At 55.6% G+C, this 13,304-nt stretch carries 11 protein-coding genes; 3 read left to right on the top strand and 8 right to left on the bottom strand.

Translation table 11 applies throughout. The features are described from left to right. Window positions 1–22 precede the first annotated feature (22 nt). A complete protein-coding gene (gene oqxB, locus N7922_RS04935; protein WP_263099510.1) occupies window positions 23–3,175 on the bottom strand; it encodes a multidrug efflux RND transporter permease subunit OqxB in 3,153 nt (1,050 codons plus the stop codon). Window positions 3,176–3,198: 23 nt separating this feature from the next. Beyond that, window positions 3,199–4,374, bottom strand: coding sequence for an efflux RND transporter periplasmic adaptor subunit (locus tag N7922_RS04930; protein ID WP_263099509.1), 1,176 nt, complete (start codon window positions 4,372–4,374; stop codon window positions 3,199–3,201). A gap of 331 nt (window positions 4,375–4,705) precedes the next feature. Between N7922_RS04930 and N7922_RS04925 the strand changes: the two genes are divergently transcribed. Then, entirely contained in the window at window positions 4,706–5,068 is a 363-nt protein-coding gene (locus N7922_RS04925; protein ID WP_263099508.1) for a helix-turn-helix domain-containing protein, read from the top strand. A 58-nt stretch (window positions 5,069–5,126) separates the two neighbouring features. Here N7922_RS04925 and N7922_RS04920 read toward each other — a convergent pair whose 3' ends face one another. Further along, window positions 5,127–5,300, bottom strand: coding sequence for a hypothetical protein (locus tag N7922_RS04920; RefSeq protein ID WP_263099507.1), 174 nt, complete (start codon window positions 5,298–5,300; stop codon window positions 5,127–5,129). A 125-nt stretch (window positions 5,301–5,425) separates the two neighbouring features. Between N7922_RS04920 and mutS the strand changes: the two genes are divergently transcribed. After that, a complete protein-coding gene (mutS, locus tag N7922_RS04915; protein WP_263099506.1) occupies window positions 5,426–7,987 on the top strand; it encodes a DNA mismatch repair protein MutS in 2,562 nt (853 codons plus the stop codon). Window positions 7,988–8,125: 138 nt separating this feature from the next. On the opposite strand, the gene N7922_RS04910 is transcribed toward mutS, so the two are convergent. From N7922_RS04910 to N7922_RS04900, 3 genes are read right to left on the bottom strand one after another with little or no spacing between them, the layout of a single operon-like run. Continuing rightward, a complete protein-coding gene (locus N7922_RS04910; RefSeq protein ID WP_263099505.1) occupies window positions 8,126–8,353 on the bottom strand; it encodes a non-oxidative hydroxyarylic acid decarboxylases subunit D in 228 nt (75 codons plus the stop codon). A 10-nt stretch (window positions 8,354–8,363) separates the two neighbouring features. After that, entirely contained in the window at window positions 8,364–9,791 is a 1,428-nt protein-coding gene (locus N7922_RS04905) for a non-oxidative hydroxyarylic acid decarboxylases subunit C (protein WP_263099504.1), read from the bottom strand. Beyond that, on the bottom strand, window positions 9,791–10,384 hold the full coding sequence (locus N7922_RS04900; RefSeq protein WP_263099503.1) for a non-oxidative hydroxyarylic acid decarboxylases subunit B: 594 nt from the start codon (window positions 10,382–10,384) through the stop codon (window positions 9,791–9,793). Before N7922_RS04900 ends, N7922_RS04905 begins: the two co-directional genes overlap by 1 nt. A 170-nt stretch (window positions 10,385–10,554) precedes the next feature. On the opposite strand from N7922_RS04900, the gene N7922_RS04895 reads away from it, so the two are divergent. Next, window positions 10,555–10,965: a MarR family winged helix-turn-helix transcriptional regulator gene (locus N7922_RS04895; protein WP_263099502.1), complete on the top strand. Its 411-nt coding sequence runs from the start codon at window positions 10,555–10,557 to the stop codon at window positions 10,963–10,965. A gap of 59 nt (window positions 10,966–11,024) precedes the next feature. Here the strand turns inward: N7922_RS04895 and rpoS are convergent, their stop codons facing one another. Continuing rightward, window positions 11,025–12,017 carry an RNA polymerase sigma factor RpoS gene (rpoS, locus tag N7922_RS04890; RefSeq protein WP_263099501.1) on the bottom strand — a complete coding sequence of 331 codons (993 nt, stop codon included), beginning with the start codon at window positions 12,015–12,017 and terminating at the stop codon, window positions 11,025–11,027. A gap of 125 nt (window positions 12,018–12,142) precedes the next feature. Beyond that, on the bottom strand, window positions 12,143–13,267 hold the full coding sequence (gene nlpD / locus N7922_RS04885; RefSeq protein WP_411554163.1) for a murein hydrolase activator NlpD: 1,125 nt from the start codon (window positions 13,265–13,267) through the stop codon (window positions 12,143–12,145). Between the last annotated feature and the right edge of the window lie 37 nt (window positions 13,268–13,304).

Below are 13,304 nucleotides of genomic sequence, written 5' to 3'. Positions count from 1 at the left end.
GTTTTTTGTTATCTGCACCAACTTAAGCAGGCAGAACGTCGCTAACCGGCTTGCCGCGCGTAACCAGTTTACGCAGCGTAACGTAAAACACCGGTGTCAGGAACAGACCAAACAGCGTCACACCCAGCATACCCGAGAACACCGTGATCCCGGTGACGCCGCGCACTTCTGCACCCGCGCCGTGGCCGAGGATCAGCGGAATGGTCCCGGCAATAAACGCGATGGAAGTCATCACAATCGGGCGTAAACGCAGGTGACACGCCTCCAGCGCCGCTTCCATGATGCCTTTCCCCTGGATTTCCAGCTCGCGGGCAAACTCAACGATAAGAATCGCGTTTTTACAGGCCAGTCCCATGAGGACGACCAGACCGACCTGCACGAACACGTTGTTATCGCCACCGGTCAGCCAGACGCCAAACAGCGCGGACAGCATCGTCATCGGGACGATAAGGATCACCGCCAGCGGCAGGGTCCAGCTTTCATACAGCGCCGCCAGCACCAGGAAAGCCAGCAGAACCGCAACCGGGAAGACAATCAGTGCCGTATTGCCCTGAGTGGCCTGCTGGAAGCTCAGATCCGTCCACTCAATATTCATCCCGTTCGGCAGTATCTGCTTCGACATCTTGTCCAGTTGCGTCATCGCCTGCGAGGAAGAAAGTATGCGAGGATCCGCATCGCCAATGAGATCCGCGGCCGGATAACCATTGTAGCGAATCACCGGATCCGGCCCGTAGGTGGTACTGATCTTCACCATACTGCCGATTGGCACCATTTCGCCCTGATTATTGCGGGTGCGCAAATTAGCAATATCTTCCACGCTGTCGCGGAACGGCCCGTCGGCCTGCGCCATCACACGCCAGGTACGCCCGAACTGGTTGAAGTCGTTCACATAAGACGATCCCAGATAGGTTTGCAGCGTACCGAAAAGATCGGTCAGCGACACGCCCTGCGCTTTCGCCTTATCTCGATCGACCTGCACATCCAACTGCGGAACGTTAGCTTGGTAGGTTGAGATAGGGAAATGCATCCCCGGCGTCTGCATAATCGCACCGGACATCGTGTTCACCGCGTTTTGCAGCGCACCATAACCAAGGCCGGCGCGATCCTGTATGTACAGCGAATAACCAGACCCCTGACCCAGTCCTAAAATCGGCGGCGGCAAAATGGAGAAGCCGAAGCCCTGCTGGATTTGTGCGATTTTCGCGTTGATCTCAGCGTTAATTTCCGCCGCAGAATGTTTGCGCTGGTCGAACGGTTTCAGGCCAAAAAAGACCGTCCCGGTATTCGGCGTGTTGGTGAACTGCAACGCATTAAGCCCTGGAAAAGCGACCGCATAATCCACCCCTTCGGTATTCATGCCGATTTCGCTCATTTTGCGGATCACCGCATCGGTGCGTGCCAGCGAAGAGCCTTCCGGCATTTTCACGCCACCAATTAAATACAACTTGTCCTGCGTGGGAATAAACCCGCCGGGTACCGCTTTAAACATGACGCCAGCGGCACAAAGCAGCAGCACATAAACAACAAACACCGCACCACGTCGTCCGAGCGTTTTGCCAACCAGCCCCTGATAGCGGTTTGAGCTACGGTGGAAAAAGTGGTTAAACGGACGGAAAAGCCAACCGAACAGACGATCAATCAGCCTGGTCGGGAAGTCTTTCGGCGCGCCGTGCGGCTTTAACAGCATGGCCGCCAGCGCCGGAGAGAGCGTCAGCGAGTTGATGGCGGAGATCACCGTTGAAATCGCGATGGTTACCGCAAACTGTTTGTAAAACTGACCGGTGACCCCGGAGAGAAACGCCATTGGTACGAACACCGCACACAGCACCAGCGCAATCGCGATGATCGGCCCGGACACTTCACGCATCGCCTGATGCGCCGCCTGAAGCGGAGCCAGCCCCTCTTCGATATTTCGCTCAACGTTTTCCACCACCACGATAGCGTCATCCACCACGATACCGATCGCCAACACCAGCCCGAACAAACTCAGGGTGTTAAGCGAAAAGCCAAGCAGGTAGAGAATGCTGAACGTGCCCACGACCGATACCGGCACCGCGATCAGCGGAATAATCGACGCGCGCCAGGTTTGCAAAAACAGAATCACCACCAGCACAACCAGCACCACCGCTTCCAGCAGCGTTTGCACGACCGCGCGAATGGAATCGCGAACAAAAACAGTAGGATCGTAAGGTGCCGCCCATTTCATATCTTCCGGGAAACGCGTGGACAGCTCGTCCATTTTGGCGCGCACCGCGTTAGACAAATCGATGGCGTTCGCCCCCGGGGACTGGAAGATACCAATCCCGACCGCGTCTTTGTTGTTAAGCTGGGAACGCAGCGCATAGCTGCCGGAACCCATTTCGATACGCGCCACATCGCGCAGACGTACCAGCGAGCCGTCTTGCGCCGTTTTCAGAATAATATTGCCAAACTCTTCTTCCGTGTGCAGACGCCCCTGGGCGTTAATGGAGATCAGGAAATCGCTCTCTTTCGGCAGCGGCTCAGCGCCAAGCTGCCCGGCAGAAACCTGTACGTTCTGCTCCTGCATCGCCGTCACCACATCCGAAGCCGTCAACCCACGTGCCGCCACCTTATCGGGATCCAGCCAGATGCGCATCGCGTATTCGCCCGCGCCAAAAATCTGAATTTGGCCGACGCCGGGCAGACGCGCCAGTTCATCCTTCACTTTTAGCGTGGCGTAGTTACGCATATACAGTGAATCGTATTTACCGCCGGGCGAAAACAGATGCACCACCAGCGTCAGCGTCGGCGATTGTTTCTGGGTGGTGATGCCCAAACGCCGCACATCTTCCGGCAGACGCGCCTCGGCCTGTGATACCCGGTTTTGCACCTGAACCTGCGCCTGATCAGGATCCGTACCCGGACGGAAAGTGACGGTGGTCACCAGTACGCCGTCGGAACCTGCAACGGATTTCATGTACATCATGTTTTCAACGCCGTTGATCGCTTCTTCCAGCGGCGTCGCCACGGTCTCTGCAATCACTTTCGGGTTGGCGCCTGGATACTCCGCGCGCACCTGCACGCTTGGCGGCACGACGTCAGGATATTCGCTGACCGGCAGCAGCGGGATCGCGATTAATCCTGTGATAAAAATCAGAATCGACAGCACCGCGGCGAAAATCGGCCTGTCGATAAAAAAGCGGGAAAAGTCCATGTGTCGGATTCTCAGATAAGGGATCAGTTGAGGGCGGTGCTGGCAGTCATGGCAACGGTTTTCGCGTTAACCGGCATACCCGGCATAAACACTTTTTGTAAACCATCGACGATGACTTTATCGCCAGGCTTCAGCCCCTGCTGCACGATGCGTAAACCGGCGGCCAGACGCCCCGGAGTAATATCGCGACGCTGCGCTTTCCCCTCTTTATCAACGATATAAACATATTTGCGATCCTGATCGGTCAGCACCGCTTTATCGTCGATAAGCGTGGCGTTGAATTCAGCGCTGCCCGGCAGGCGTACGCGGGCAAACAGTCCCGGCGTGAACTGACGCTGCGCGTTATCCAACAGCGCGCGCATGCGGATCGTGCCGGTACTCGGCGTTAGCTGATTATCCAGAAAATCCACTTTCCCCTGATGGGGGTAGCCATCCTCGCCAACCAGACCAATCTCAACCGGTAGCGCCTGCTGATTACTGGACGCCCCTTGCCCACTGCGGGCGAGATTTTGATAGTGGAGGTAAGTCGACTCATCCACGTCAAAGTAGACGTAAACCGTCTTCTGCGAGACCAGCGTGGTGAGCACACTGGCACTGTCACCGGCGGTGACCAGATTACCGCTGGTGATCAACGCACGGCTGGCGCGACCATCGATAGGCGCGGTGACTTTGGTGAAATCGAGGTTAAGTTGCGCGGCGTCAACCGCCGCCTGCGCTGCGCGAATGTCGGCCTGTGCCTGGACGGCGGCCGAACGGCGCTGCTCCCACTCTTCGCGGGAGACCAGGTTGGTATGGATTAATTTATTGGTGCGCTCAGCCTCACTTTGCGCCAGGCTGGCCTGCGTTTTGGCTCTCGCCAGGCTCGCTTGCGCCTGTTCCAGCGCGGCACGATAGGTTCTGTCGTCGATAGTGAACAGCACCTCGCCCTTTCTCACTTCCTGGCCGTCGGTGTAATTCACTTTATCAATGTAGCCGGAGACACGGGGGCGTAGCTGAACACTTTCCACCGCTTCAATCCGACCGTTAAAGCTATCCCACTGACTAATGGATTTCACGACCACGTCAGCGGCGCTGACGGCCGGCGCTTGTGGCACGGCATTCTGCGCGACACCGTCATCGCAGCCGACAAGCAGTACGGAGAGTAACATTGCTCCCAACGCATGCAGATGAAAGTTAACCCAAGGTTTTTGCAGGCTCATTATTTTTATTCCGCTAATTGTAGCCGCCGGGCAAGACGCGGTGGGAGACGCCGCGCCACTTCCTTTGTCCGGGCTGGCTTAAGGCCATTTGTGTCGTTCATCGCCACAAAACTGTAACAGTTACGAATACACTATCGCGGGGATTGTAGGGAGGCGCTAAATTTAGTGCAACAATAATTAATACACTTTATGTGCTATTTTAGTCAGCGCAAAAGACGCGTTTCCGGCAAGGTCTTAAATGCAACAATAAAACTTGCAATTAATGCAAAATCGGGCCACCTTTAAATGCAACAGATAAAGATACCTTTTAAGCTGCATGGGGGGAAACGCGATGAACACTGACGCATTTATGCACGATTTACTCGACTGGATCGACAACAACCTTGAAAGCCGTCTGGACATTGGCACCGTTTCCCGGCGCGCTGGCTATTCGAAATGGCACCTCCAGCGGATATTCAAAGAACATACTGGTGATACTCTCGGTGAGTATATTCGTGCGCAAAAACTGAAAAAATCTGTCGAGCGTTTAACGCACAGCTCTGAACCGATTCTGAACGTGGCGATCGCGTTGGGCTTTGACTCCCAGCAATCCTTCAATCGCAGCTTCAAGCGGCAGTATGGCGTGGCACCCGGAGTATGGCGCCGTAGTCTCGGCTCCTCTGCCATACAGACATTACGCCAGCAATCCACATAATGCGTCGTGGTTTTCGCCGCGCCCCGTGCAGGATGAAATCGTCGGCCTGATAGCGGCATTACGAGCATGCCGCCTGGCGCGTCCGGTTTGGCGTTTCATTCAAGAAGGAAAAAGACTTAACCCCGGTTGCGCCAACATCCGCTTTATCTTTGTCACCAGGCTCGATCATTTCTATCGCTTCAAACAACAACATCTTCCCGTTGTTTTCCTGCCATAAAGACTTGGTTATCATGCTCGCTACGTCCTTATGAAAGGAAGTGCAGGATTTCATGAGATCCAATGAGCAACGTGAAACCTAATGAGAATTAAAAACATCACTAACTCATTAAAATTTAAGAAAATGGACATCATAAACTAATGAGTACACTCGAGAATTTCGACGCGCATACCCCGATGATGCAGCAGTATCTGAAGCTGAAAGCTCAGCATCCGGACATTCTGCTGTTCTATCGCATGGGGGACTTTTACGAACTGTTTTATGACGATGCCAAACGCGCATCGCAGTTGATGGATATCTCGCTGACCAAACGCGGCGCATCGGCGGGTGAACCGATCCCAATGGCGGGCGTGCCGCATCACGCCGTCGAAAACTATCTGGCGAAGCTGGTCAGCCTTGGCGAGTCCGTCGCGATTTGCGAACAGATAGGCGATCCCGCCACCAGCAAAGGGCCGGTTGAACGCAAAGTGGTGCGCATCGTGACACCAGGCACCATCAGCGACGAAGCGCTGTTGCAGGAGCGTCAGGATAACCTGCTGGCCGCCATCTGGCAGGACAGTAAAGGCTTTGGTTACGCCACGCTGGATATCAGCTCCGGGCGTTTTCGCGTGAGCGAACCCGCCGATCGCGACACCATGGCCGCCGAATTACAACGCACCAACCCGGCCGAGTTGCTGTATGCCGAAGACTTTGCGGAAACCGCATTGATTGAAGGCCGTCGCGGTTTGCGTCGTCGCCCGCTGTGGGAGTTTGAAATTGACACCGCCCGCCAGCAGCTCAATCTGCAATTTGGTACCCGCGACCTGGTTGGCTTCGGCGTTGAGAACGCGCCGCGCGGCCTGTGCGCCGCCGGTTGCCTGCTGCAATATGTGAAAGACACACAGCGCACTGCCCTGCCGCATATTCGCTCCATCACCATGGAGCGCCAGCAGGACACCATTATTATGGATGCCGCCACGCGCCGTAATCTGGAGATCACCCAGAACCTGGCAGGCGGGATAGAAAACACGCTGGCGTCGGTGCTGGACTGCACCGTCACCGCCATGGGCAGCCGTATGCTGAAACGCTGGCTGCATATGCCCGTGCGCGATACCCGGGTGTTAGTCGAACGCCAGCAAACCATCAGCGCGTTACAGGAACGCACTGGCGAATTACAGCCGGTGCTGCGCCAGGTCGGCGACCTTGAACGTATACTTGCGCGTCTGGCGCTGCGCACCGCTCGCCCGCGCGATCTGGCGCGTATGCGTTACGCTTTCCAGCAGTTGCCGGAACTGCGCCGCCAGTTGGCGGATGTCGACAGTGCGCCGGTTCAGGCGCTGCGCGAAAACATGGGCGAATTCACCGAACTGCGTGAATTGCTTGAACGGGCGATTATCGACGCTCCGCCCGTGCTGGTGCGCGATGGTGGCGTTATTGCCCCAGGGTATAACGCCGAGCTGGACGAGTGGCGCGGGCTGGCGGATGGTGCGACCGATTATCTCGACAGACTCGAGATCCGCGAACGCGAACGCCTCGGGCTGGATACCCTGAAAGTCGGCTATAACGCCGTGCACGGTTATTACATCCAGATCAGCCGCGGTCAGAGCCACCAGGCCCCCATCCACTATGTACGCCGCCAGACGCTGAAAAATGCCGAACGCTACATTATTCCGGAGCTGAAAGAGTACGAAGACAAAGTTCTGACCTCCAAAGGCAAAGCGCTGGCGCTGGAAAAACAGCTGTATGACGAATTGTTCGATCTGCTGATGCCGCACCTGGCAGATCTGCAACAAAGCGCGTCTGCATTGGCGGAACTGGATGTGCTGGTCAACCTGGCGGAACGTGCTGAGACGCTCAATTACAGTTGCCCGACCTTTAGCGACAAACCGGGCATTCGCATTAGTGAAGGTCGCCACCCGGTGGTGGAGCAGGTACTGAAAGAGCCGTTTATCGCTAACCCGCTGAATTTATCCCCTCAGCGCCGGATGCTGATCATTACCGGGCCGAATATGGGCGGTAAAAGTACCTATATGCGCCAGACGGCGTTGATTGCGCTGCTGGCGTATATTGGTAGCTATGTTCCGGCACAGAAGGTCGAGATTGGTCCCATCGACCGTATCTTTACCCGCGTGGGTGCGGCGGATGATCTGGCCAGCGGGCGATCGACTTTTATGGTGGAGATGACCGAGACCGCCAACATTCTGCACAATGCCACCGAAAATAGCCTGGTGTTGATGGATGAGATTGGTCGCGGAACGTCCACCTATGATGGTCTGTCACTGGCGTGGGCCTGCGCGGAGAATCTGGCGAATAAAATCAAGGCGCTGACGCTGTTTGCCACCCACTACTTTGAGCTGACGCAACTGCCGGAGAAAATGGAAGGCGTGGCGAACGTGCATCTGGACGCACTGGAGCATGGCGATACGATTGCCTTTATGCACAGCGTGCAGGATGGCGCGGCCAGCAAGAGTTACGGACTGGCGGTCGCCGCACTGGCAGGTGTGCCGAAAGAGGTGATCAAGCGGGCGCGCGGTAAGCTGCGCGAACTGGAAAGCCTGTCGCCGAATGCCGCAGCAACGCAGGTCGATGGTACGCAGATGTCGTTGCTGACAGCCCAGGAAGAGACCAGCCCGGCAGTTGAAGCGCTGGAAAATCTTGATCCGGACGCGTTAACGCCACGTCAGGCGCTGGAGTGGATTTATCGCTTAAAAAGCCTGGTGTAAGTTGCCCTCACCCCGGCCCTCTCCCACAGGGAGAGGGAGAAACCCTAGCCTTACCCTGGCCCTCTCCCACAGAGCGAGGGAGAAACTCGTGCCCTCACCCTGACCCTCTCCTACAGGGAGAGGGGGAAAACCGAGCCCTCATTTCGCCAATAGCGGTGGAATGGTCGGGACTTGTGGCGCGTTATCAATATCCTGCTGCGTCATACGAAACGCTTCCGGGTAGTGTTCGCGGCTGGTGCGGCGCAACGGTTCAGTGTCGCGCCAGGTATATAAACAGTGCTGGCACTGATAAACCGTCCAGACCCCTTTAACTGGCGAGGTCGCCATCACTTCAATCTGCTCATCGGCACAACGTGGGCATATCATAATTCGCTCCTTATCGACGATTCGCCAGCATGGCGGTCAGTTTTTCGGTCCAGGCTTTGGTCTCCGGCAAGTCGCGCACCGGCTGGCTGTAGTGACCGCGGTTATCCGGTGCGACCGGCGTCGTGGCATCGATAATCAGTTTGTCGGTGATCCCCGCCGGGCTGGATCCCGGATCCAGCTCCAGTACCGACATATTCGGCAACTGCACCAGATCGCCTGCCGGGTTCACTTTCGATGAGAGTGCCCACATCACCTGCGGCAAGTTAAACGGATCGACATCTTCATCCACCATGATCACCATCTTCACATAACCCAATCCGTGCGGCGTGGTCATGGCGCGCAGCCCAACGGCGCGGGCAAAACCGCCGTAGCGTTTTTTCGTGGAGATGATGGCCAGCAAGCCGTGGGTGTACATGGCGTTCACCGCCTGGACTTCCGGAAACTCGGCTTTCAGTTGCTGATACAGAGGAACACAGGTGGCGGGTCCAATCAGATAATCAATCTCTGTCCACGGCATGCCGAGATAGAGTGATTCAAAAATCGGCTGGTTGCGGTAAGAGACTTTATCAATGCGCACCACCGTCATATTGCGCCCGCCGGAATAGTGGCCGGTAAACTCACCAAACGGCCCTTCGATTTCACGCTTACGCCCTTCAATTACCCCTTCAAGAATCACTTCTGAGCCCCACGGCACATCGAAGCCCGTCAGCGGCGCGGTGGCAATCGGATACGCTTTTTCACGTAGCGCGCCCGCCATTTCATATTCCGATTGATCGTATTTCAGCGGCGTTGCGCCCATCAGCGTGATGATCGGTTCATTACCCAGCGAAATCACAATCGGTAAGTCTTCGCCGCGCTCTTCCGCTTTATGCAGGTGCAGTGCAATGTCATGCATCGGCACCGGTTGCAAACCAAGTTTGCGTTTGCCTTTCACTTCCATGCGGTAAATGCCGACGTTCTGTTTACCAAAGTGTTCAGGATCGGTCGGGTCGCGAGAAACCACGCAGGCTTTGTCGAGGTAAAACCCGCCATCGCCATCGTTGAGGCGGAACAGCGGCAGAATATCGAACAAGTTGATGTCGTCACCGTCAACGCTGTTCTCCGCCCAGGGGGGATTGTCGCGGCGTTCCGGCGCAACCGGGAATGTATCCCAACGGCGAATAAATTCATCAATCTGCTGCTTCACGGGCGTGTTGGCCGGTAGCCCCATGGAAATCGCATGGTTTTGCCACGAACCGATGGTATTCATGGCTATGCGGGCATCCACAAAACCGCGAATATTATCGAACCACAGTGCGGGTGCGCCTTCGCCGATGCGGCCTGTCGCATTCGCAGCGGCGGCCAGATCCGGCTCGGCATTGACCTCTTCACCGATCCTGAGCAGTTGCCCCTGGTCTTCCAGCGCGTTTAAAAAACCACGCAAATCATCAAAAGCCATTATGCATTCTCCTGTGAAAAATTCTGTGCCGCCTGCAAGCCGCCCCAACGTTTGGCTTGCGGCAGCGACAGACCAAACTGATCCAGCACGCGCGCAACAATGTGCAGCGTGATGTCTTCAACCGTCTGCGGGTGGTTGTAATACGCGGGCATCGGCGGAACCATGGCGACGCCAAGTCGGGACAGCGCAAGCATGTTTTCCAGATGGATGGCGCTCAGCGGCATTTCGCGCGGGACCAGCACCAGCTTGCGCCCCTCTTTCAGCACCACATCGGCGGCGCGCCCTACCAGCCCTTCGGCATAGCCCGCGCGAATGCCTGCCAGTGTTTTCATACTGCAGGGGATAATGATCATGCCGTCGGTATGGAAAGATCCGGATGAGATCGTGGCCGCCTGGTCCGCCGGGTTATGGCAGTAGTCCGCCAGCGCGGCGACATCGCGTGCGCGATAAGGCGTTTCCAGCTCAAGGGTGGTTTTCGCCCATTTCGACATCACCAGATGGCTTTCGACGTCCGGCATTGCTTGCAATGCCTGCAATAGCGCCACGGCTAATGGCGCGCCCGTTGCGCCGGTCACTCCTACAATCAGTTTCATCTGGCACTCCTATTTGTTCGTACACGAACATTATGCAAATAACTTACGCCTGCCCCAACAGACTGACAAGAGAGTCACGGTGTTAGCCGCATAAAAGGTTAAAAACAGAGGCGTTATAAAGCAGTGCGGAAGCCGCTATGATAGAGAGAAGATCATGATGTGGAGTGCCCATGGAATTAAGAAACGAAGCGTTTCACCTGTTACGCCAGCTCTTTCAGCAGCATACAGCGCAATGGCAGCAAGCATTGCCGGCGCTGACAAAGCCGCAGTATTCGGTGTTACGCTCCATTGCCGAACATCCGGGGATTGAACAGGTGATATTGACGGAAGCTGCGGTCAGCACAAAAGCGACGCTGGCGGAGATGCTCAGTCGCATGGAAAACCGTGGGCTGGTGCGTCGGGAAAGCGATCCGGCAGATAAGCGCCGACGGTTTGTTTACCTGACGGAAGAAGGCGAAGCGCTGCTGGCGGCCAGCATTCCTGTTGGCAACGATGTGGACGAGGCGTTTTTAGGTCGACTTACCGCTGAGGAGCGACAGGCTTTTTCGCTGCTCATCAGGAAAATGATGGCAAAAGCGTGATGCCAGAAATGAAAAAGGCCGTGTCATCTGCGACCGGCCTTTTTGGCTTGAATGGGTGCTTATTCGCGGAACAGCGCTTCGATATTCAGCCCTTGCATTTGCAGGATTTCGCGCAAACGACGCAGACCTTCAACCTGAATCTGGCGAACTCGTTCACGGGTGAGGCCAATCTCGCGGCCCACATCTTCGAGTGTCGCAGCTTCATAGCCCAGCAGACCGAAACGACGCGCCAGCACTTCACGCTGTTTGGCGTTCAGTTCGAACAGCCATTTGACGATGCTCTGTTTCATATCATCGTCCTGCGTGGTGTCTTCCGGGCCGTTATCTTTCTCATCGGCCAGGATATCCAGCAGCGCTTTTTCAGAATCACCGCCCAGCGGTGTATCAACTGAGGTAATGCGCTCGTTGAGACGCAGCATACGGCTGACATCATCAACAGGTTTATCAAGCTGTTCGGCAATCTCTTCCGCACTCGGTTCGTGGTCCAGCTTATGGGACAACTCACGCGCGGTGCGCAGATAAACGTTCAGCTCTTTTACAATGTGAATCGGCAGACGAATGGTACGGGTTTGATTCATGATCGCCCGTTCAATAGTCTGACGGATCCACCAGGTGGCGTAAGTCGAGAAACGGAACCCACGTTCCGGGTCAAATTTCTCAACGGCGCGGATCAACCCCAGGTTACCCTCTTCAATCAGATCCAGCAGCGCCAGACCACGATTGCTGTAACGACGGGCAATCTTCACCACCAGACGCAGGTTACTTTCAATCATGCGACGGCGGGAGGCTACGTCACCTCGTAATGCACGGCGTGCGAAATAGACTTCTTCTTCGGCCGTCAATAGCGGGGAATACCCGATTTCCCCAAGGTATAGCTGAGTTGCGTCTAAAACACGCTGGGTAGCCCCCTGCGATAACAGCTCCTCTTCAGCCAGGTCGTTATCACTGGGTTCCTCTTCTACTAAGGCTTTTTCGTCAAAAACCTCTGCTCCGTTCTCATCAAATTCCGCATCTTCATTTAAATCATGAACTTTCAGCGTATTCTGACTCATAAGGTGGCTCCTACCCGTGATCCCTGGGCAAAGCACCGGAACACTCATCACTGTGCCCATTGCAGCGGCATCTGCGCACGCTGCAACGGCTCAAATGGGGAGTGCTTCAACCACTTTGCACCGATTCATCGCTGCGGCAAATAACGCAGCGGGTTTACGGATTTCCCCTTGTAACGAATTTCAAAATGCAAGCGTGTAGAACTGGTGCCGGTGCTACCCATGGTAGCTATTTTCTGCCCCGCCTTAACTTCTTGTTGTTCCCGGACCAGCATCGTATCGTTATGGGCGTAGGCACTCAGGTAATCATCGTTATGTTTAATGATGATGAGATTCCCGTAACCGCGCAGCGCATTACCGGCATAAACGACGCGCCCATCTGCGGTCGCGACAATAGCCTGTCCTTTGCTACCCGAGATATCGACCCCTTTATTGCCACCTTCGGTAGCAGAGAAGTTGTCGATAACTTTGCCGTCAGTCGGCCAGCGCCATGCAGAGATTGGCGAACTGGTTGATGTACTGCTGACAGTCGGTTCGGTAGTGCTGACAGAAGGTGCCGTAACAGGCGCTGTGACCACAGTCGCAGGCTTATTGTTGGGCAACATTTTATTAGCACTTTGTTCACCTGAATCTTCAGAATACGTAATTGTCGGTTTCGAAGCAACCACTACGGTTGAATTTTGTGCAGGTTTTGAGACGATTCCTTGCGCTGATGCATCAGCCTGAGTTATTGCATTACCACCTGTGATTGGCGCACCAGATGCATTGCCCACCTGGAGCGTTTGTCCGACTTCCAGGCCATACGGGGCAGCAACGTGGTTGCGTTGCGCTAAGTCACGGAAATCGTTCCCGGTGATCCACGCGATATAAAACAGCGTGTCGCCACGTTTAACGGTGTAAGTGCTGCCGCCAGCATAGCTGCCTTTTGGAATGTTGCCGTACTGGCGGTTATAGACAATGCGCCCGTTCACGGTCTGCACAGGCTGCTGCGCGACCGGTTGGATTTGCGCAGGCTGAACGCTCTGGCGCTGAACCGGCTGGATTGTCGGTTGCTGCTGCGATGCCGTGCCAATTTTTGGCGGCGGTGTGATGAGCATTCCTGAACCGGAATGGGTACTTGTGCCAGCCTTACCGCCAACCGAGCTCACCGGCGCAGGCGCGTTAGTGGAATTTGAACACCCTGCCAGCCAAAGTGAAACCAGCGACAATGCCGCAATACGACTTACGGTGAATTTAGGGCTTCCCGTGCTCATTTTTCCCCCAACAATATGTATGATACCAATGACTTAA

Source organism: Kosakonia sp. ML.JS2a (assembly GCF_025642095.1).
Classification (GTDB): Bacteria; Pseudomonadota; Gammaproteobacteria; order Enterobacterales; family Enterobacteriaceae.
This window is presented reverse-complemented; position numbering and strand designations above follow the sequence as displayed.